Origin of the sequence: Psychroflexus aurantiacus, from assembly GCF_010820555.1 — a bacterium.
GTDB lineage: Bacteria > Bacteroidota > Bacteroidia > Flavobacteriales > Flavobacteriaceae > Psychroflexus > Psychroflexus aurantiacus.
In genome coordinates this window covers 22,857-43,327 of sequence record NZ_JAAIKD010000006.1, presented here as the reverse complement: position 1 = coordinate 43,327, position 20,471 = coordinate 22,857, and the positions used below count along the sequence as shown (strand labels likewise).

Genomic DNA, 20,471 nt, shown 5'->3' with positions numbered 1-20,471 from the left:
CCTAAATCTTAAAAAATCACATTTTTAAATAGAAATCCTTTACCAAATCGATGTATTCCTGCGTGTATTCATGCCTCGAATGTTCAATTATGAGTTCAGTTCGAGAAATGAATTCTGTTTTATGTCTTCTGAATTTGATCAGAGTTCGCTTGATCGGAGAAGCTGGCTGACCTCTTACCTCAAGTATATCTGAGGGGTAGAGCTGGTATTCGCGAGCTACTGAAATGAATTTCCCCTGTTCTGAAAAGGGAAGAACCACACTGAAGTGACCCTGTTGTGATAAAAGTATGGAAACCCCTAACAGCAAATCTTCAAAGCTCAGGTGCTTTTGAAACCTGGCCTTTTCTCTGGCTGTGTTTTGCACATCAAATTTAGGCTGCTCACCAAAAAAGGGCGGATTCGAAATGATGAGATCATAGGTCTCTTCCATTTCAGAATAAAACTCATTAAAACTGGCATGGTAACAAAACAGGCGGTCTCCCCAGGAGCTGTTTTCAAAGTTGGTCACACATTCTTCAAAAGCGTCGGGATCTATCTCTACCGCGTCTATGGTTTCTGCAGACGACCGCTGAGCAAGCTGAATTGCCAGTATACCGGTACCTGCCCCAACGTCGAGAATGGAATTGACTCTCTCATCTACAGAGGTCCAGGCGCCAAGCAATACTGCATCGGTCCCAATCTTCATGGCAGATTTGGAATGCTCTAGATCAAATGCTTTAAAACGGAATACCTGATCACCCATTAGTTCTTGTCGTCTTCATCATCGTCCGTATCTATAATTTGAATTTGTGGCTCCTTCATGGTTTTTTTGTTAGCAATACTGCGTTCTAAAGAAAGCAGCAAAGAGGGCAGCAGTAGTAAATTAGCAAGCATCGCAAACAATAAGGTCGCTGAAACCAGTCCACCAAGGGCGACGGTTCCGCCAAAGCTTGAAATCATAAACACCGAAAAACCAAAAAACAAAACGATGGAGGTATAAAACATACTCACTGTCGTTTCCCTTAAGGCGGGATAAACAGACTGTTTTATTTTCCAGTGGCGGGCTTTCAGCTCCTGCCTGTATTTGGCTAAAAAGTGAATGGTATCATCAACGCTAATTCCAAAGGCAATGCTAAAAACCAATATGGTTGAAGGTTTTATGGGAACCCCAATAATGCCCATCATTCCCGCGGTCATGATAAGCGGTAATAAATTAGGGATAAGGGAAATCAGAATCATTCTGAATGAACGAAACATCCAGGCCATAAACAATGCGATAAGCACGATAGCCAGGGTCAGGGAAATAATGAGGTTGTCCACCAGGTAATAAGTGCCTTTTTGATAGACCAAAGCCTTTCCGGTCAGGGTGACTTCGTAACGATCCTCGGGAAATATCTTTTCGATTTCAGGAAGCAGTTTAGCTTCGATTTTCGAGATCTCCTCGGTAGTCACATCCTTCATAAACATGGTCATCCTGGCGAACTGACCTGTAGAATCTATAAAAGATGAAAAACCGCCTTCCATATCCTCCATGCTTTTGATGTACGGAGACATAAAAGTCTGTTCCTGAGAGGTGGGCAGCTGGTAATATTTTGGGTTGTTATTATAAAAAGCCTGCTTGGCGTATTTAGCCAGATTCACGACAGACAAAGGCGGGGAAAGTTCTTCAATGTCGTTAATTTCCGACTTCAAATTATCCATTTTCTTAAGCGTAGACAGCTTGGTCACTCCCTGCTCTCGCTTGGTGTCGATCATGATTTCCAGCGGGAGCACGCCATCAAATTTATCTTCAAAAAATTTGATGTCTTTAAAAAAATCGGCGCTCTGAGGCATGTCTTCCAGCAGGCTCCCTGAGACTTTAATATTGTAAATACCTAAAATACTTACGACTAAAATGGCGACAGAGGTAAAGTAAATAGTGACTCTTCGGTGCTTCACCATTTTTACAATCCATTCGACAAACCCTTCAATCCATTGTTTGCCAAGATGCCTTAGGTGTTTATCCTGTGGCCGTGGCATATAACTATAGATAATAGGAATGATGAGTAAGCTCAGGATAAAAATGGCTATGATATTAATAGACGCCAAAATACCAAACTCCTTGAGCAGTTCACTTTGGGTAAATATAAAGGTCGCGAAACCTGAAGCTGTCGTCACATTGGTCATCAGCGTCGCATTCCCGATTTTGGTAATAACGCGCTGAAGAGATTTCGCCTGGTTACCATGCATTTTTATTTCATGCTGGTATTTGTTGATCAGAAAGATACAGTTGGGGATTCCAATAATGATAATCAATGGAGGAATGAGTGCAGTGAGGACCGTAATCTCAAACCCGAGCAGTCCGATAAAACCAAAAGCCCACATCACCCCTATAATAACCGTAAGCATGGAGATAAGCGTGGCGCGAAAAGACCTGAAGAAAAAGAAAAAAATAAAGGACGTCACCAGAAGTGCCGAAAGCACAAACCATTGAATTTCATCCACTATATTTTGAGAATTCAGGGTTCGGACGTAAGGCATTCCTGACACATGAATCTCGAGTGAATTCTCTTCCTTAAAGGATTCTATCAGGGGGATAAATTTGTCCAGGATAAAGGTCTTCCGACCTTCAGCGTTCACAACACTATCCTTCATGTAGGCAACGGTCTGTACAGTCCTGTTTTCCGAATTGTAAATAAGTCCGTCATAGAATGGATAATCCGTAAACAGGGACTCTTCGTAAGCTGAGATTTGTGCTTCAGAAAGGCTATAACTCTCTATAATTGGCTGCATCTCAAAACGCTTGGGATCTTCGCGTTTCTGAAGTTTTTGCAAATTGTGGATACCAATAGCAGATTCTATTTCAGGAAAAGTAGCTAAGGTATCGGCGAGCTTTGCCCAGGCCTTAAAGTTTTCTGGGGTAAATAAATCGGGATCGTCTGTGGCCAGCATAATCACATTACCATCAGATCCGAACTTTTCTTCAAACTCTGCGTATTGCTGATTGATTGGCGCATCATCTGGAAGCATATTGGCTTCAGAATAAGAAAATTTCATGTGTTGCCACTGGAAGGCCAGAAAAACCGTAACTCCCAGAAGAATGAGAATGATTACAATTCTGTTTCTCAAAATTCTGCTGGCGATGAAATTCCAAAAACCAAAGCTAAAAACCTTTTGCATGTCGTAAGATATGAATTTGCAAATGTAAAAAAATCAAAACCTGTTTGGGGTTTTAATCTTAAAGCTTTAAGTAAAAAGTAAATTTAAGCGAGACATTATCTTCAAGCTTAGGAAGGTGGTAAGCTCCATACCTGTAGGCGAAACTCAAACCAAAACCAAAAAACAGTTTGTTCAGTTCAAATCCAGCTTCATTATAGCCTTTAGACAGGCTATTGAATGAAATATTCTGATGCTGCCCGGGATTATCAAAATCGCCAATAGCGTGTCTTGAAATAAAAATCAGTTCCGGTTGAATCGTATTTGAGAGCTGAAATGCGGCCAGCTTATGTTTCAGATGCAGGGTGGCCAGTTTTGTGCTGAAAAATTCGTTGAAGAACATCGTCTCAAAACTCTTTACCCCAGCCACTGAAAACCTACTGAGAACATTCGGTTTGTTGGGGCTATTGGGAAACGCATGAAAACTATGGGTTAAAGGAATGTCTCCAAAGCCAATATCGCCTCCCAGCTCTATGCTGGAGAGACTCCCCCAGCTATGCGGAATTTCATATTCAACTTTAGCGCTCAGTTTGGTAAAGCTGAAATCTCCTTCCATCACCCCATCAAAACTCTGACTTACCTGCGCTGAGATTTCAGGAGAGGATTTATCGTTGACATACACGCGTTTACCAACTTTGGAATAGGTATAATTAGGGGTCCATCTCAATCCGAATGTGGCCGTGGTTAAATCGTAATCCTCGTATAAGATTCCATCCTTAAGAAATGCATACTGTTGGGTTTGTGAAATGCTGCTTTTGTCAACTTTAAATTCAGTCATCAGCTGTGGCGTAAAATTATGCTGCAGACTCAAGCCGTAGGTTTCATATTTATAAAAGAACGTGATATTCACAAGTCGCGGCTCAAACAAAGAATACACACGCTGGTCGGTAAGGAAATTATTCATCCCCACCTCCTCGATATCGTTGTCATAGAAGGCATTAAACCAAGTGGAGGTATCCGGATTTAAAAGCAGTCCCCCATTGAAGCCGTACTTCCAGCGTTCATCTTTGAATCCATAGGCGGCAAAACCCCCTAAGCGGTAATGTTCTGAAAAAGATTCATTGGTAATCACACCTGCTCCCAGGCGTAAGCCTTCATAATTATTGAACTTAAACAATCGGGTTAGATCTACGTCAAAAATGCTGATGGGATAATAGCCCTGGTCGAAAGCAGAAATCCGATTTACTTTTTTTCCAATATTCTCCTCCTGAATATAAGCTTCCAGTTGCTCTGAGGTTTCCTTTTGATCTGCGATAAAGGCAAATTCAAAGTCGGACCAGTACTCCTCAGGAATCTCGCCAGGTTTGGGTTCGTAGATTTTTGTAAAGGGTTTAGGATATGGAGAAATGCTGTCCCCAGTCACAACATCGTAATACACCTGCTGGTGGGTAAGCTGAGCATCATTTCCTTCCGGATTTTTTTTCTGAATTCTTCCAAATGCCATACCCCCGCCAAAGAAAGAAAGCTTTGTTCCTCCTGTCCCCGGATAAATAAAGGCCTCGGTTTTTTTAGGCAAACCTGTGACAGAATCATAATCCGTAACCAGATTCAATTTGAACTCTCCATCTAAAACAACCTGCAGTTTTTTGAATTTGGAAGTGGATTTGTCTATGATCACAAGCCCCTGAAATGATCTTAAAAAGCCTTTCTTCAAGGGCCTGAAACTTAGAATTTTAACCTCAGGAGTTTCATAAAGCGAATAAAACTCATAAAGAGGCGTATCTAAACTATGGAATGGTGAAACAAAACGATAATCAAAAATCTCGATGTAGCTTTGAAACCAGTCGAAAGAATAAACATCTTTATTGACCAGCTTAGGCACTACTTCCTCCAGGCCATTCACACTGACAGCTTTGAGGTTTTCCTGAAATCCTTCCTGAGTGGTCAGTCTTACCTCTGCGGCTTTCCTCAATATAAAATCGGGTACCGCATTGGATATTGAAGTTCTGCTTAAGCTTTTAAAGCTGAAATGAGATGAAATCACCTGATGCCTGACTATCGAATCGATTTTATGCCTGCTTACCCTTTCTAAATTATCAGCCTTTGCAGGAGTCATTTTCAAAACTGAAAAGGCATCAAAAGACATCAAAGGTTTATACCCTCTGGAAACAACTTTGTCAATTATTTCGCCTTTCCTGAGTTCTATGGAAAATTTTCCCTGATTATCGGAAAAAAAATAACGCTGTTGATTTGTGATCAGAACAGCGTTTGGAACTATTTTTTCAGCATTTGAACTGTCGATTATCTCGCCTTTTATCGAAGATTGAGCACAGAGATTCAAGGCTAGTATAAAGGGCAGAAATCCTAAAAAATGGTTTATTTTCAAATGTAAACTTATAAAACTATAAGACCTGTATTTAAACGGTCATGATTTCTTTTTCCTTAGCGGTATAGATTTTATCTATTTCCTCTATGTAAGTATCTGTCAGTTTCTGAATGTCATCTTCAGTGTCTTTTTGAACGTCTTCAGGAAGATCTGCCTTTTTAATCTCGTTCATAGCAGTTCTTCTGTCGTTTCTTACGCCAATTTTAGCTTCTTCAGCTTCGGCTTTAGCCTGCTTGGCGAGTTGAACACGTCTTTCTTCGGTTAAAGGCGGAACACTGATAATCACGCTTTCACCATTGTTCATCGGGTTAAAACCAAGATTGGCGTTCATGATTCCTTTTTCAATCTCTTTCATCAAAGACTTTTCAAAAGGCTGAATCGTAATCGTTCTGGCATCGGGCGTATTTACATTACCCACCTGATTAAGCGGTGTCATTGTTCCATAATACTCAACCATAACAGAAGATAACATGGAAGGATTCGCCTTTCCGGCTCTAATGTTTGCCAGCTGTTTTCTAAGGTGCTTGATGGCTTCCTGCATCGATTCCTTGGCGGTATCTTTTATAAATTCTATTTCTTCGTTCATATCTTTTAGTCTATAAATTCACTTTGGTTCCAATATTTTCTCCTGAAATTATTCTCAACAAATTTCCGGAGGTATTCATATCAAATACAATAATAGGCAATTCATTTTCCTGGCTAAGGGTGAATGCCGTGGTATCCATCACCTTCAGGCCCTTTTTTAAAACTTCTTCAAAACTGATAAAATCAAATTTGGTAGCATCTGTATTCTGCTCTGGATCTGAGGTGTAAATTCCATCCACACGCGTCCCTTTCAAAATAACATCGGCTTCCATTTCAATTGCTCTAAGCACAGCTGCAGAATCGGTGGTAAAATACGGGTTCCCTGTACCTCCACCAAAAATGACCACTCTTCCTTTTTCTAAGTGCCGAATCGCTTTTCTTCTGATAAACGGCTCTGCCACTTCATTGATTTTGATAGCAGACTGCAGTCTGGTTTGCATGCCATTGTCCTCACATGCGCTTTGCAGGGCCAGTCCGTTAATAACGGTGGCCAGCATTCCCATATGATCACCCTGCACCCTGTCCATGCCTTTGCTGGCTCCGGAAATACCTCTAAATATATTGCCGCCGCCAATAACAATGGCAACTTCTACTCCTGCATCTATGATAGTTTTGATCTCTTTCGCATAATCATCCAGTCGCTTGGGATCAATTCCATATTGGCGATCTCCCATTAAAGCTTCACCAGATAGTTTGAGTAAAATTCGCTTATACTGCATATTGATTTTAGAATAGAGTTTTGCAAATATAAGGATTATCTTATTTGAAAAAATGAGATATCGACTTCAATTTTGAGCATAAAAAAACCCTTTGGAGTTAACCAAAGGGCTTTTAGATATTCAGATCTGGCTATAATTAGCCTAAAGCTACTCTTTCAAAAGCAAGAATTTCCACATCACCCAATGTTTTCACGTGTTGAGCTACAGAAATTTTGCTGTCTTTGATAAAGTCCTGGTTAACCAGGGTATTGTCTTTAAAGAAACGCTTCAGCTTACCTTCAGCGATCTTATCCAGCATATTTTCTGGCTTCCCTTCCTGTCTTAGCTGATCTTTAGCAATTTCGATTTCTTTATCGATAATGGACTGATCCACACCTTCTTCATTTAAAGCCACTGGATTCATTGCAGCAACCTGCATAGAAACTTCTTTGGCGATTTCTTCCGCACCTTCAGCAGGCTTAGAAAGACCGGTCAAAACAGCGATTTTGTTACCGGCGTGAATATAAGATCCAACGAAGGGAGCTTTCAATATTCTGAAATCCCCTATTTCGATTTTTTCACCGATCACACCCGTTTGTTCTGTCAGTTTTTCACCTACAGTAATACCGTTGTAATCCAGTTTCAATAATTCGTCTTTGCTCTCAACACCAAGTGCCATTTGAGCAAAATCATTTGCCAGTTTAGTGAACGAATCGTTTTTAGCAACGAAATCGGTTTCACAATTCAAAGAAACGATAGCACCTTTGGTAGCATCGTCGTTAACTACAGCAATGGCTGCACCTTCAGATGACTCTCTATCTGCTCTTTTGGCAGCAACTTTCTGCCCTTTCTTTCTTAATATCTCGATAGCTTTATCAAAATCACCCTCGCTTTCCACAAGAGCTTTTTTGCAATCCATCATACCAGCACCAGTGCTTTTTCTAAGTTTATTGACCTCAGCAGCCGTAATTTTTGCCATGATTTATAAGTTTTGTGTTAATATAAAAATCGCTTAAGCAAGACTTAAGCGATTTGATGTTATTAAATCTATATTATTCTGAAGCTTTATTGTCTTCCCCTGCTGGTTCAGTTGGCTCTGCTTTATCTGCAGGAACCTCCTCAACGACAGGTGCCTTAGTTTCAGTTGTCTTCTTTTCTGCTTTTGCTTCAGTAGCTTCGTCAGTTACTTCTTCTGTAGCTTTTTTCTTTTTGGCTTTTGCCGGTTTGGCATCAGCACCTTCTTTACTTTCTTTTCTGTCGTTAAGACCTTCCAGAATGGAATCTGCCATATAAGACATGATCTTGTGGATAGATTTGGAAGCATCATCGTTAGAAGGGATAGCATAATCCACATCTCTTGGATTGGAGTTGGTATCCACCATTGCAAACACAGGAATGTTTAATTTTTGTGCTTCTTTAACAGCGATATGTTCTCTAAGTGTATCCACAACAAAGATAGCTGCAGGCAGTCTGGACATGTCTGAGATAGACCCTAAGTTTTTCTCAAGTTTAGCTCTCATCCTGTCTACTTGTAGTCTCTCTTTTTTAGAAAGCGAATTGAAGGTACCGTCTTTTTTCATACGATCCACAGTTGCCATTTTCTTCACCGACTTTCTGATGGTCACAAAGTTGGTAAGCATCCCTCCAGGCCATCTTTCGGTAATGTAAGGCATTTGTGCTCTTTCAGATTCCTGAGCTACAATTTCTTTAGCTTGTTTCTTGGTAGCGACGAAAAGAATTTTTCTTCCGCTAGCTGCTATTTTTGCAAGGGCTGCACCAGCCTCTTCCATTTTTGCAACCGTCTTGTATAAGTTGATAATGTGAATTCCATTACGCTCCATGTATACATAAGGAGCCATGTTTGGATTCCATCGTCTTGTAAGGTGTCCAAAGTGAACACCGGCGTCAAGTAAATCCTTGACCTCTATTTGATTTGCCATTTTTGTTTTAGTTTACGTTCTTCTGTTGGGATAGCAATAAATAAGTAGCAATTGAATTGGTCTTATTTATTTAGATGCTAAACTAACTTTGGGTGTTATGACCCAAATAACAACAAAAAATTGAACTATTAATAATTTCAATAATTGAATGAAATTCTCGATTAACGTTTTGAGAATTGGAATTTCTTTCTTGCTTTTTTCTGACCGAATTTCTTACGTTCCACCATTCTTGGATCTCTTGTCAGCAATCCTTCTGGCTTTAGAGTAGCTCTGTTCTCAGGGTCCAGTTCGCACATTGCTCTGGATAATGCCAATCTGATAGCTTCTGCCTGTCCGGTGATTCCTCCTCCAAACACGTTGACATTGATATCAAATCTATCTTCATTACCAGTTAAAGCCAAAGCTTGATTGACTTTATAAAGCAAAGGTCCGGTTGTAAAATAGTCGTTAACTTTTTTCTTGTTAACGGTGATTTCACCTTTCCCCTCAGTAAGATAAACTCTAGCTACGGCAGTTTTTCTACGGCCAATTTTGTGAATTGTCTCCATTTAAACTAGTTCGTTTATATTAATTTCCTTTGGTTGTTGAGCATTCATGTTATGCTCTGTCCCTGTAAAGACACGAAGATTTCTAAATAAATCAGCACCTAATTTGTTCTTAGGCAACATCCCTTTTACAGATTTTTCCACAAGACGCTCTGGGCTCTTGTCAAATACTTCTTGAGCCGTTAAACTTCTCTGTCCACCAGGATATCCAGTATGTCGGATATACTCTTTTGAGTCCCACTTTTTACCGGTCAGGTTGACTTTCTCTGCGTTCACAATGATAACATTGTCTCCACAATCAACGTGAGGGCTAAAGCTAGGTTTGTACTTACCTCTCAAAAGCTTGGCAACAATAGAAGCTACACGTCCAAGAGATTGTCCGCTGGCATCAACAACAACCCAGTGCTTATCTGCAGTAGCTTTGTTGGTTGAAACCGTTTTGTAACTTAATGTATCCACACTTAAAATTTTAATAATTAAACATTCCTTTTTATCTTCAAAGTCTTGAAAATAAGGGTGCAAATTTACGATTATAAATTTATATAGCAAGCTATGCTCTCAAATAATTTGATAAGTCTGTTTAGTCTCAAGTATTTAAGAGGATAAAGTGCATTACCAGGGTCACAAACACGTATTAACCTGAGTCTTGCAGAAAATTTAGCAACTTTGAAATAGATGCATCCCATCTTCAGGCATAAAAATTCTAAACTTTAAAGAATTATAACTGACAAATTCAATTTTGGTCAAACTTTTGATGAGTATATTTTAAACATAAACAATGATAGGATATTATATTTTAATAGGCGCCATACTTCTCGCGAGCTGGTATGTGAGCAACAAATTAAAAAGCAAATTTAAAAAATACTCCAAAATCCAGCTTCAGAATGGAATGAGCGGAGCTGAAATTGCCAGAAAAATGCTGAAAGATCATCACATCCATGATGTGGAGGTCATTTCTACCCCTGGTCGGTTGACCGATCATTACCACCCAACTAAAAAAACGGTGAACCTTAGCGAAAGTGTTTACAACCAAACCAATGCCGCTGCAGCCGCTGTGGCCGCTCACGAAGTGGGTCATGCCGTGCAACATGCCAAAGCTTATTCCTGGGTAGAACTGAGAAGTCAACTCGTACCCGTGGTGAGTGTGGCTTCTCAATGGAGCCAGTGGGTGATTTTTGGCGGACTCATCCTGATGACCATGGTTTCGGTTGGTGTTGGTCAAACGGTACTGCTGGCCGGAATCATCATGTTTGGACTGGGTACGCTGTTTAGCTTTGTGACTCTACCGGTAGAATATGACGCCAGCAACAGGGCTTTAGCCTGGATGAAAGATCACAATATAGTTACTCAGGATGAGTACAAAATGTCGGAAGACTCTTTGAAATGGGCAGCCAGAACCTATGTGGTAGCCGCTATTGGTTCCCTAGCCACTTTACTCTACTTCTTGAGCATTTATTTAGGCAGAGAATAGAAGACATACTCAATACAGATACAAAGCGTTTTTGATATTCAAAAACGCTTTTTTTAGTACTGATTTTATTCGGGAAGTTAATCGCTGCCTGATCGCCAGAAAGCAGATTCATAAGAGCTATGAGCCATGCCTAAGGATCGATAAAAGGACTCAAAAAACTAATTACAGTTTAGATTCGAATTGCAATCCGGATCATCGCAATCTATGAGGCCATCGTTGTCATTGTCGACGCCATCGATACATCTTTCGAACAGACATTCCTGGACTTCCTCACAATCCAGGTCATCGCAGTCTGCAAAGCCGTCTCCGTCGTTATCGATTCCATCGGCGCAGTTGCTTTCAACACAGGCCGCTTTTAAAGCACAATTGCCATCCTCGCAATCGGTCAGACCATCTCCATCATTATCGATTCCATCATCGCATATCTCCACCTCCGTGCTGCTGTTTCCACTTTCGGAACAGGCACCTAAGCAAAGTAAACTTGCAGTGATCAAAAACAGCAGGTATCGATTCATGCCCTAAATGTAGCATTTATCTTCAAAAAATAAAGTCCTTTTTTTATTTTATAGCCTCATAAGCACTCCAAAACTTCAGCTTCATGATCAGAAATATATTCTTATCTATTTCTTTCTCGATAAGGTATAGAGATCGTTTCGGATGTCCTTCAGGTTCTTAACGCTTCCAAAATTATGAAGTTCTCGCAACGCCAGTAAATCCACATCGGCGATCAAAATCATTTCGGTATTAGGCGTGGTTTGCGCTTTTATCCCATCACTTGGAAAGGCGAAGTCCGATGGCGTGAACACCGCAGACTGCGCATACTGAATGTCCATATTATGCACTTTTGGCAGGTTACCAACACTACCTGCAATAGCGACATAACATTCATTTTCTACTGCTCTGGCCTGCGCGCAGAGTTTGACTCTGGAAAATCCATTTTGAGTATCGGTAAGAAAAGGAACGAATAAAATATCCATCCCCTCTTTGGCCAGGATTCTGGACAACTCCGGGAACTCCACATCGTAGCAAATCAGGATGCCAATTTTACCGCAGTCGGTATCAAACACCTTAAACTCACTGCCGCGCTGCATCCCCCAAACCCGGGCCTCATCTGGAGTGACATGTATTTTTTCGTATCGCTCTGTACTTCCATCGCGTTTGCACAGGTAGCCCACGTTGTACAGTTTATTGTTAATCACCTCGGGCATACTTCCGGAAATGATATTGATGTTGTACGCAATGGACAATTCTGCCATTTTATGCTTAATCGGCTCGGTGTATTTTGCCAGTTCCCGAATCGCATCGGGTTCACTGAGATGGTTGTATTTAGACATCAGCGGAGCGTTAAAAAACTCCGGGAATAACGCAAAATCCGAACGGTAACCCGACAGGGATTCCACGAAATATTCTACCTGATGCAGGAGTTCTTCCAGGCTGCTGTAGGAACGCATCTGCCACTGCACCAGCCCAAGCCGCACTTCGCTTTTCTGGTTGGAGGGCGCCTTGCTTTCTTTTTCAAAATAAATATTATCCCACTGCATCAGGACCGCGTACTCCTTGGAGTCTTTATCACCGTCTAAGTAATTGGACAAAATTCTAACCGGTCTGAAATCATTGGACAACTGAAAGTTCAATACAGGGTCATTGACTTCCTTCGTCCTTACTTTTTGTATGTATTGCTTCGGACTTAACTTGCTTGAGAATTTATGGTAATTCGGAATTCTGCCTCCAAATACGATTCCCTTTAAATTCAGCTGTTCGGTCAATTCCTTTCGGTAGTCATAAAGCCGTCTGCCCAGTTTCAAGCCGCGGTATTCTTTTCGGATGATCACATCAATCCCGTACAGCATATCGCCGTCTTCTGTATGATTTTTGAACTTCACATCCCCGGCAATATCATCGTAAGTATGCTTATCCGATAATTTATTGTAGTCCACGATGATAGAAAACGCACATCCTGCCAGATCACCATTGACCAAAATCACCACCTGGCCTTCCGGGAATATATCTATCAAACTCTTTAACTCATCCTTGCGCCAATAGGCATCGGGAGCATCGCCGTAAATTTCTATAAACACCTCCTTCAGGACTTCAAAGTCTTTCAGGGACAGGTATTTCAGTTCAATTTGTTCAATTTTAGGCGTAAGATCATCCATGTGGAGAGTAAAATTATTTTAATGTTTATTTTCAATTCAGTTGCAGCAAGCTACCAGCAACAAATCTGGAGTCAGATTCAGAAGACATTTTTAAGGGTTTCTTCGGATTTTGATATCCGTAAGCTTTATGTGGTATAAGACCTCAAACTTTCAGAATTCACCTTCACCCTAAACCAGCGTCCTAAGTAAAGATGAATTCTGAAGGTTCTATGCTGTCTTCATTCTTCTTACATTTCCAGTAGGTAAGCAAATATAAGGGGAGCAACGATAGTAGCATCGCTCTCTATGATAAATTTAGGGGTATCGATATCCAGTTTACCCCAGGTTATTTTTTCGTTGGGAACCGCTCCGGAGTAGGAACCATAACTGGTGGTCGAGTCTGAAATCTGACAGAAGTAATTCCAGAACGGCGTGTCGGTTCTCTCCATATCCTGATACAGCATAGGCACCACACAGATAGGGAAGTCCCCTGCAATACCTCCTCCTATCTGGAAAAAACCGATGCCATCCTTGGAATTATCGGTGTACCAGTCGGCCAGAAACGTCATGTATTCAATTCCGGATTTAACGGTGGAAGCTTTCAGCTCTCCTTTCATCACGTAGCTGGCAAAAATATTTCCCATCGTACTGTCTTCCCATCCCGGCACAACGATTGGTAAATTTTTCTCTGCTGCCGCATACATCCAGGAATCCTTCAGGTCTATTTCATAATACTCTTCCAGAACTCCCGAAAGCAAAAGTTTATACATGTATTCATGAGGGAAATACCGCTCGCCTTTAGCTTCTGCATCTTTCCAGATCTTTACGATATGCTTTTGCAAGCGTCTAAAAGCTTCTTCTTCCGGAATACAGGTATCGGTCACACGGTTAAGCCCTTTTTCCAGCAATTTCCATTCATCCTGAGGTGTCAAATCCCGGTAGTTTGGCACGCGTTTGTAATGGGAGTGCGCTACCAGGTTCATGATATCCTCTTCCAGGTTAGCCCCTGTACAGGAGACGATATGCACTTTATCCTGACGAATTATTTCAGCGAATATCTTTCCCAGTTCGGCAGTACTCATAGCCCCGGCAAGGGATACCAGCATTTTGGAACCACCTTCCAGTTGTTTTTCGTAAGCCTTGGCCGCATCGACCAGACTCGCCGCGTTAAAGTGTAAGTAATATTTTTCTATAAAGTCTGAAATGGGTTTATTCATGGTTGTGTGTTTTATTTTAAAATCTTAGACTATCCTATAGAAAAAAGAATGGGGAACAAAGAAAAAAAGACCGTAGCCAATAAATTTAAAATAATTAAAGTCCTGGTTCCTGCATCTTGGTTCTCCTTATTCTTTTCTCTCTGTTCTTTACTTCTATGCTTGCCGTTTTTGATGTTGATTCTATGGCTGCTGTTGATTCTATAGTTTCTATGGTAGCTATGGATAACCTAAGCTTTTGTGTGTTATATCTGGTGTCTAAAGCCTAATATCCAACCTCTAGTATCTAAAAATCTAATCCTCCTCTTCTTCTTCAGAAGCATTTTCATATTTGAATTTATAGCTCAGCATTTTATAATACAGCTTAGCAGCCAGAAAGTCTGAAGACTTATCCACTTCATTTGGACAAAGTTCCACGATATCGAAACCGACTACATTTTTCTTTTTGAAAATTTCCTTCAGAAATTCCAGGGTTTCATACCAAAACAGACCTCCGGGCTCCGGAGTTCCTGTAGAAGGCATGATAGAAGGATCGAAAGCGTCCAGGTCTATGGTAATAAATACATTGGGAGTCATCTGCCCGATAGCATCCTCTGTCCAGTCTTCGTAAAGATCGTGAGCAAAATAGACGCGGTTTTCATCCATGTGTTCCAATTCAGACTCATCCATAGAACGAATTCCCACCTGAATCAGATTCCCTTTTTTACTGGCTTCATGAACCGCACAGGCATGGTTGCAGGTACTGCCTTCATAGGAAGGCCTTAAATCTGCATGCGCATCGATCTGAACTACCGTTAAGTCCTGGAAGTGCTCATGAAAAGCCCGTATGGTTCCAATGGACACCGAATGCTCGCCACCAAAAATAGTCACAAACTTATCCTGGTTGATGTAGTTTTTGGTCGTCTTGTGAACCGCTTCTACCATTTTCTCCGGCGAAGAATTTTCAGACACGGGCGGAGCCAGATAGATGCCTTTTTTATAAACTTCTGTTCGGGTTTCTATGTCGAACAACTCCATGTTTTCTGAAGCTTCCAGGAAAGCCTGCGGCCCCTTGTCTGCTCCTTTTTGCCAAGAACTTGTTCCGTCATAAGGAACTGGAATTAAAACGACTTTCGCCTCGTCGATACGTGCATACTTGTCTGGAATTCCTGCATAATTTGTTTTAGATGCCATGATAACCTAAAATTTTGAGTAAATCTTCACTTTTTTGTTGTTCGCTAAATAGTTCTGTCGACAGACTTCCGTCGTCGTTTTTTTGTATTAAAACATGTTTGGGGCTTGGAATTAAACAGTGTTGTAGTCCACCAAAACCTCCGATGCTTTCCTGATAGGCTCCCGTGTTGAAAAACCCGATGTAAAGCGGATTTTCCTTTTCATATTTCGGAAGATAAATGGCATTCATGTTTTGTTCAGAATTGTAATAATCGTCACTATCGCAGGTTAATCCTCCCAGCAAAACACGCTCATACCTGTCCTGCCATCTATTCACAGCAAGCATGATGAAGCGTTTGCTTATCGCCCAGGAATCGGGCAACGTGGTGATAAACGAGGAATTAATCATATTCCATTTCTCCCGATCGTTTTGTTGTTTTTGATATAAAACTTCATAGATAGCTCCCCCACTTTCGCCTACGGTATAGCTTCCAAATTCAGTAAAAATATGCGGAACAGGAACATCCTCTTCTTCGCAGGTCAGTTTGATTTGGTTGATGATTTCATCGATCATATATTCATAATCATATTCAAAAGCCAAAGAATTTTTGATAGGAAATCCACCCCCAATATTAAGACTATCAACACTTGGACACACTTTTTTCAATCGCGTGTACACGCGTAAACACTTTTGCAGCTCATTCCAATAGTAAGCATTATCCCTAATGCCCGTGTTGATAAAAAAGTGAAGCATCTTCAGCTCGACCTGATCATTATTCTTGATTTGATCTTCATAAAACGGAACGATATTTTTATAACCTATTCCTAACCTGGACGTATAAAATTCGAATTTGGGTTCTTCTTCAGAAGCGATTCTGATTCCGATTTTGAAATCCTTATCGATATCTTTGGTAAGTAAGGCTATCTCTTCATAGTTATCGATAACGGGAATACAGTTTTGCTGTCCAGAATTGATAAGTTTGGTAATATTGGAAATGTATTGATCTCTTTTAAATCCATTACAAATCACGTAGGTATCTTTGGTTATCTTGCCTTTTTCCTTCAGTCTGTTTACAATATCAATATCGAAAGCTGATGAAGTTTCAATATGAATATCATTCTTTAAAGCTTCATCCAGCACATGCTTAAAGTGTGAACTTTTGGTGCAGTAGCAATAATTATAAGTTCCTTTATACTCATGCTTTTCTATAGCATCCTGAAACCATTTTTGAGCGCGACGAATATTCTCGGAAATTTTAGGCAGGTAAGTGAATTTCAGCGGAGCTCCAAATTTCTCGACCAAATCCATCAGGTCTATATCATGAAACTTGAGCTGGTCGCCATTGAGCGTGAATTCATCTTGAGGAAAATCATAGGTTTGGCTTATTAGGTCAATGTACTTTGTGTTCATTTATAACTAATTATTAGCTTTAAAGTTAAGAAAAAAATATGTGTATTAGGAAAGAATAGCAACCTTAGCAAAATTTAAAGGTGACAGGGAAGGAATTGAATTCTGGCATTCTGTGCAAAACTTCATATGTGAAGTCAAATGTTAAGGTTTAATTTCATTACAAATGAAACTTATTTTGACAGAAGTAAAAAGCTTTAAAATGTTAAATTTTAAGACCTGGATTTTTTCCCAGAGAAAGCATATCTGACGGTAAATCTCAGGATATGACGATTATAAAAATCAACCCCTGATTCTTGTTGCTGAAACCAATTCAAATAACCTAATTCAACACCAAAATTGTCTTTCAGCATATACAAAAGGCTACCCCCGTATCGGTTTTGATTAAATACATTTTGAACAATCTTGTTCCCCAAATTGATATGTATTTCATCAAAAGCTTTTAGAGTTATTTTCGGTGTAAGTGCATATCTTAATTCAAGTTTATATCGGGTTCTGTTATTTCCATATTCAAAGGCATTATCAGATTTCTCAAAAAATCTAAATTCACTCCAGTAGCGATGATGTAACTCTATTTTTTCAGAAAGTATTTGCTTATAAGCAATCTCTAGCTGGGGTCGCAACTCCGTCCGGTTTGTATAATCGGTTATCTCGGGATCATTTGGCAAAGCCTGAAGGAAATAAGTGAACCCAAGTCCCGCATTCCAGCCCTTCCCAAGTTCTCTTCTCAAATAGGTTCTAGACAGAAACTGGTGTTGTCGCCAGGGGAACCAGTAGGTTCTTTCTTCCAGTTCCTGATGGATCTGGTAATTTTCAGAGAGTTTCGCTTCAAGAGCAAAACGGGTCCAGAGCAACTCCTGGGTTTTCACATTTTTTTGTGCCAGAGCATCTTTTGTGTAAAACGCCGAAAGCAAGATCACAAGGCAGATTAAAAGGGACTTCCTCATTAGAATTAAAATTTTCTAGAGAACTCTATATAACTTATAAATCCCACTATATGAGTAGGATTTATAAGTTGTGTATTTCCAAAATTAGAACATCTGCTTATCAAAAAGCCTGTCATAAAATGAAAATTTCCAGTAAGTTAGTAAATTTCAGCACATGTACAGAAGGGCTCATTTATTAAACCATCCCCAGATTGATGACTTCCTGCTTTGTAAGAATGCGGTAGTGGCCTCTTGGTACATTTTTCTTATCAAGATTGGCATAGACCACCCGATCCAGTTTTTCAATTTCGTAACCCAGCTTTTTAAAGATACGCTGTACAATATGAGCACGCTGACTTCTCAGCTCCAGCCCGATAATATTTTTAGGCCTGTTATCTACATAGGAAGCTTCCTCGATCTTTACCTTAGACCCTTCTATGAAGGGGCCATCCTTTATGACTTCCAAATCCTGCTCTTTCAGAGGCTTGGTCAATTCCACCTGGTAAATCTGGCGAACACCGTTTTTATGTCCGGATAATTTTTTGGCCAGGGTGCCATCATTGGTAAAGAGAATCAAGCCCATGGCACTGGTGTCTAATTTACCAACTGGAGCTAATTTAGCTTTGGAAGCATTCTGAACCAAATCCAGGGCAGTTAATTTGCCTTTTTCATAACTCCCCGTCACATAAAATCCTTTAGGCTTATTCAAAAGCACATAGGATTTGGGTTCAGGATTGATTAATCTTCCGTCAAATTTAACCTCATCGTCCAGCATCACCTGATGCCCCATTTCGGTAATCACCTTTCCATTCACGGTGACATTCCCCGACTTTATATAAATGTCGGCATCTCTTCGCGAACACACCCCAGAATTAGAGATGTATTTATTAAGACGCATGCCTGCCTTAGGGTTTTTGATCTGCTTATCTACTTTAGATTGAGCAACTTCCTTTTTACTAAATTTATTTCTAGAATTCTTTTTGCTCGGGTCTTTATGTTTATCTGAGTCTTTCATTTTCAAAATTTGCGCAAAGATACTGTTTTTAAAGCAGTTGGGAATAAAGAATTTTAAATCTCCTATCGCAATAGGAGATAAAGAATGATTTTAAGGTTTGAATAAAAATTAGGGATTGTTTTAGTCCTAAAAAAAAAATGCGGTTTTACCGCACCAAGTTTACGGGTTAACCGTAAATATAAACCGAAGAAGGCTTATACTTTTGAATAAGTCAAAATCTCTTAACTATGAAAGCAATAGAATTATTACAAAAAATGGAAAATGAAGTCTTAAAACCACTTATGTTCAAAGCTAATTTCAAAAATGATGGAGAGATTTGGTGGAAGTCTTCAGAGGAATTTTCTTTGGTGCTCACTGTACAGAAATACTGGTGGTCCACAGAGGATAAAATTGATTTTAGAATAAATCTTGGTCTGATGATCCCTCCAATTACGAAGTCTGATAAAAAACGACCTGAAATTACTGAACTGGCTGTTTGCGTTTCTCAGGATTGTTATCTCCCGGAAGAGCTTCAATTTCACAAATTCAAAAACAGCATAGGATACTGTATTAAGACTGGAGATAATACAGAAGAGTTTTTAAACCTGATTAAACGTGATTTCGAAACCTTTATCATCCCTCAGCTAATCGAGCAAAAAACACTGGAGGATTGTGTTGACTTTTATAAAGATGTTCCCTTTTGGAATCAAAGACTAGACAGGTTTATCCAGGAGCATAAATTCAAACTCATGAATTATTTGGCAAGCTAGGCAACTTAAATAGAAAGAAATGTATTTTTGGAACAATATTGGATAAAGCTTATCCAACTTAAAACATCAAAAATGCAAATAACTTTACGCTTTTTAAAAAGATTTAGCTTAACAACACTCCTTTTACTTTTCGTTTACTCCTGTGCTGACACAAGCGGTACCGCTTACAAGGCAGAATCTTCCGGAAACCTAAACAGTCTCAATGTAGTCATCACAAATGAGCTGTGGCAGGATTCTATCGGGGAGCAGATAAGAAGTATTTTTGCAGCTGACGCCCTAGGTTTACCACAACAGGAGCCGAAGTATGCCCTTAACCAGATACCCCCGCAAGCTTTTAACGGGTTTGCCAGAAGGAACAGAACATTTTTGAAGATTGAACAATCTGAACAGACGGGACATCAAATCCTGCTGGACTCTTTTGCTAAACCACAAACAGGCATTATCGTGGCAGGTCCAGATTCTGAATCTATCATCGCTGAACTGGAAAACAACGCCTTAAAGTTTTTAAACGTATTTGAAAAAACGGAACTCAAGGAGAAAAGACGACGCATGCGAAAGTCTCCTAAACCCGTAGACGTCCTCGAAAAATCGCTGGGCATCAGCATGCTGTTCCCCTCAGCCTATCGCTATGCCAAACAAGAGGAAGATTTTTTCTGGATGCGAAAGGATATTAAAAACGGAACTATGGAATTACTGGCTTATGAAGTACCCCTATCTAGCATTGAAAAAAATGATGATGTTATTGCCAACATCATAAAAATGAGAGATTCCATTGGAGAAAAGTATATTCCCGGACCAAGCGAAGACACCCACATGATTACCGAAGAAGCTTATGCCCCTTATTTATTTGAGACTGAAATCGATGGGAAATTTGCTTATGAAATCAAAGGAACCTGGGAGGTAAAAGGTTTTTTTATGGCAGGTCCATTTGTGACCTATGCGATTAAAGATGCGGAAAACGATCGCTACGTCATTCTGGAGGGTTTTGTGTTTAAGCCTTCTTCATCCAAGAGATTACAAATGTTTGAAATTGAGGCTATCTTAAAATCTGCTGAATTTGTAGATTAATTTTTACGCTTATAACAAAAAAGACCTCCTGTTAGGAGGTCTTTTTTGTTGAATCAAATCGTTCA

At 40.0% G+C, this 20,471-nt stretch carries 19 protein-coding genes; 3 read left to right on the top strand and 16 right to left on the bottom strand.

Annotation, left to right across the window (positions count from 1 at the left end; genetic code table 11):
* Positions 1 to 16 precede the first annotated feature (16 nt).
* The 9 genes from G3567_RS11105 to rplM all read right to left on the bottom strand — a co-directional run bounded on the left by G3567_RS11105 (position 17) and on the right by rplM (position 9,727).
* Positions 17 to 742, bottom strand: coding sequence for a tRNA1(Val) (adenine(37)-N6)-methyltransferase (locus tag G3567_RS11105; protein WP_235923578.1), 726 nt, complete (start codon positions 740 to 742; stop codon positions 17 to 19).
* Positions 742 to 3,138, bottom strand: a complete 2,397-nt coding sequence (locus G3567_RS11100; RefSeq protein ID WP_164005402.1) for an efflux RND transporter permease subunit — start codon at positions 3,136 to 3,138, stop codon at positions 742 to 744. Before G3567_RS11100 ends, G3567_RS11105 begins: the two co-directional genes overlap by 1 nt.
* A gap of 58 nt (positions 3,139 to 3,196) precedes the next feature.
* Entirely contained in the window at positions 3,197 to 5,500 is a 2,304-nt protein-coding gene (locus G3567_RS11095) for a DUF5686 family protein (protein ID WP_164005401.1), read from the bottom strand.
* Positions 5,501 to 5,531: 31 nt separating this feature from the next.
* Positions 5,532 to 6,086 (bottom strand): ribosome recycling factor, encoded by a 555-nt coding sequence (frr, locus tag G3567_RS11090; RefSeq protein WP_164005400.1) that lies wholly within the window; start codon positions 6,084 to 6,086, stop codon positions 5,532 to 5,534.
* Positions 6,087 to 6,096: 10 nt separating this feature from the next.
* On the bottom strand, positions 6,097 to 6,804 hold the full coding sequence (gene pyrH, locus G3567_RS11085; protein ID WP_164005399.1) for a UMP kinase: 708 nt from the start codon (positions 6,802 to 6,804) through the stop codon (positions 6,097 to 6,099).
* Positions 6,805 to 6,940: 136 nt separating this feature from the next.
* A complete protein-coding gene (gene tsf / locus G3567_RS11080) occupies positions 6,941 to 7,762 on the bottom strand; it encodes a translation elongation factor Ts (RefSeq protein WP_164005398.1) in 822 nt (273 codons plus the stop codon).
* Between the two features lie 73 nt (positions 7,763 to 7,835).
* Positions 7,836 to 8,723 (bottom strand): 30S ribosomal protein S2, encoded by an 888-nt coding sequence (rpsB, locus tag G3567_RS11075; protein WP_164005397.1) that lies wholly within the window; start codon positions 8,721 to 8,723, stop codon positions 7,836 to 7,838.
* 161 nt (positions 8,724 to 8,884) lie between these two features.
* Complete coding sequence (gene rpsI, locus G3567_RS11070; protein WP_164005396.1) at positions 8,885 to 9,271, bottom strand: 30S ribosomal protein S9; 387 nt, start codon at positions 9,269 to 9,271, stop codon at positions 8,885 to 8,887.
* Entirely contained in the window at positions 9,272 to 9,727 is a 456-nt protein-coding gene (gene rplM / locus G3567_RS11065) for a 50S ribosomal protein L13 (RefSeq protein WP_164005535.1), read from the bottom strand.
* Positions 9,728 to 10,046: 319 nt separating this feature from the next.
* Between rplM and G3567_RS11060 the strand changes: the two genes are divergently transcribed.
* Positions 10,047 to 10,739: a zinc metallopeptidase gene (locus G3567_RS11060; RefSeq protein WP_164005395.1), complete on the top strand. Its 693-nt coding sequence runs from the start codon at positions 10,047 to 10,049 to the stop codon at positions 10,737 to 10,739.
* A gap of 158 nt (positions 10,740 to 10,897) precedes the next feature.
* Here G3567_RS11060 and G3567_RS11055 read toward each other — a convergent pair whose 3' ends face one another.
* The 7 genes from G3567_RS11055 to G3567_RS11025 all read right to left on the bottom strand — a co-directional run bounded on the left by G3567_RS11055 (position 10,898) and on the right by G3567_RS11025 (position 18,589).
* A complete protein-coding gene (locus tag G3567_RS11055; RefSeq protein ID WP_164005394.1) occupies positions 10,898 to 11,254 on the bottom strand; it encodes a hypothetical protein in 357 nt (118 codons plus the stop codon).
* Positions 11,255 to 11,359: 105 nt separating this feature from the next.
* Complete coding sequence (locus G3567_RS11050) at positions 11,360 to 12,895, bottom strand: carbon-nitrogen hydrolase family protein (protein WP_164005393.1); 1,536 nt, start codon at positions 12,893 to 12,895, stop codon at positions 11,360 to 11,362.
* A gap of 227 nt (positions 12,896 to 13,122) precedes the next feature.
* Complete coding sequence (locus G3567_RS11045) at positions 13,123 to 14,091, bottom strand: deoxyhypusine synthase family protein (protein ID WP_164005392.1); 969 nt, start codon at positions 14,089 to 14,091, stop codon at positions 13,123 to 13,125.
* Between the two features lie 291 nt (positions 14,092 to 14,382).
* Positions 14,383 to 15,261, bottom strand: coding sequence for an agmatinase (gene speB, locus G3567_RS11040; protein WP_164005391.1), 879 nt, complete (start codon positions 15,259 to 15,261; stop codon positions 14,383 to 14,385).
* Positions 15,251 to 16,651: an arginine decarboxylase gene (locus tag G3567_RS11035; RefSeq protein WP_164005390.1), complete on the bottom strand. Its 1,401-nt coding sequence runs from the start codon at positions 16,649 to 16,651 to the stop codon at positions 15,251 to 15,253. The genes speB and G3567_RS11035 overlap by 11 nt, the downstream gene beginning before the upstream one ends.
* Before the next feature lie 209 nt (positions 16,652 to 16,860).
* Complete coding sequence (locus G3567_RS11030; RefSeq protein ID WP_164005389.1) at positions 16,861 to 17,595, bottom strand: DUF2490 domain-containing protein; 735 nt, start codon at positions 17,593 to 17,595, stop codon at positions 16,861 to 16,863.
* Between the two features lie 175 nt (positions 17,596 to 17,770).
* Positions 17,771 to 18,589, bottom strand: a complete 819-nt coding sequence (locus G3567_RS11025) for a pseudouridine synthase (RefSeq protein ID WP_164005388.1) — start codon at positions 18,587 to 18,589, stop codon at positions 17,771 to 17,773.
* 227 nt (positions 18,590 to 18,816) lie between these two features.
* Here G3567_RS11025 and G3567_RS11020 point away from each other — a divergent pair, with 227 nt between their 5' ends.
* Positions 18,817 to 19,338, top strand: a complete 522-nt coding sequence (locus G3567_RS11020; RefSeq protein ID WP_164005387.1) for a DUF4304 domain-containing protein — start codon at positions 18,817 to 18,819, stop codon at positions 19,336 to 19,338.
* 72 nt (positions 19,339 to 19,410) lie between these two features.
* A complete protein-coding gene (locus G3567_RS11015) occupies positions 19,411 to 20,406 on the top strand; it encodes a DUF4837 family protein (protein WP_164005386.1) in 996 nt (331 codons plus the stop codon).
* Positions 20,407 to 20,471 lie beyond the last annotated feature (65 nt).

Bases quoted from the DNA above. Each gene is read 5' to 3' on its own strand.
- G3567_RS11105 (WP_235923578.1), bottom strand. From the start codon at position 742: ATGGGTGATCAGGTATTCCGTTTTAAAGCATTTGATCTAGAGCATTCC.
- G3567_RS11100 (WP_164005402.1), bottom strand. From the start codon at position 3,138: ATGCAAAAGGTTTTTAGCTTTGGTTTTTGGAATTTCATCGCCAGCAGA.
- frr (WP_164005400.1), bottom strand. From the start codon at position 6,086: ATGAACGAAGAAATAGAATTTATAAAAGATACCGCCAAGGAATCGATG.
- pyrH (WP_164005399.1), bottom strand. From the start codon at position 6,804: ATGCAGTATAAGCGAATTTTACTCAAACTATCTGGTGAAGCTTTAATG.
- tsf (WP_164005398.1), bottom strand. From the start codon at position 7,762: ATGGCAAAAATTACGGCTGCTGAGGTCAATAAACTTAGAAAAAGCACT.
- rpsB (WP_164005397.1), bottom strand. From the start codon at position 8,723: ATGGCAAATCAAATAGAGGTCAAGGATTTACTTGACGCCGGTGTTCAC.
- rpsI (WP_164005396.1), bottom strand. From the start codon at position 9,271: ATGGAGACAATTCACAAAATTGGCCGTAGAAAAACTGCCGTAGCTAGA.
- G3567_RS11060 (WP_164005395.1), top strand. From the start codon at position 10,047: ATGATAGGATATTATATTTTAATAGGCGCCATACTTCTCGCGAGCTGG.
- G3567_RS11055 (WP_164005394.1), bottom strand. From the start codon at position 11,254: ATGAATCGATACCTGCTGTTTTTGATCACTGCAAGTTTACTTTGCTTA.
- G3567_RS11050 (WP_164005393.1), bottom strand. From the start codon at position 12,895: ATGGATGATCTTACGCCTAAAATTGAACAAATTGAACTGAAATACCTG.
- G3567_RS11045 (WP_164005392.1), bottom strand. From the start codon at position 14,091: ATGAATAAACCCATTTCAGACTTTATAGAAAAATATTACTTACACTTT.
- speB (WP_164005391.1), bottom strand. From the start codon at position 15,261: ATGGCATCTAAAACAAATTATGCAGGAATTCCAGACAAGTATGCACGT.
- G3567_RS11035 (WP_164005390.1), bottom strand. From the start codon at position 16,651: ATGAACACAAAGTACATTGACCTAATAAGCCAAACCTATGATTTTCCT.
- G3567_RS11030 (WP_164005389.1), bottom strand. From the start codon at position 17,595: ATGAGGAAGTCCCTTTTAATCTGCCTTGTGATCTTGCTTTCGGCGTTT.
- G3567_RS11025 (WP_164005388.1), bottom strand. From the start codon at position 18,589: ATGAAAGACTCAGATAAACATAAAGACCCGAGCAAAAAGAATTCTAGA.
- G3567_RS11020 (WP_164005387.1), top strand. From the start codon at position 18,817: ATGAAAGCAATAGAATTATTACAAAAAATGGAAAATGAAGTCTTAAAA.
- G3567_RS11015 (WP_164005386.1), top strand. From the start codon at position 19,411: ATGCAAATAACTTTACGCTTTTTAAAAAGATTTAGCTTAACAACACTC.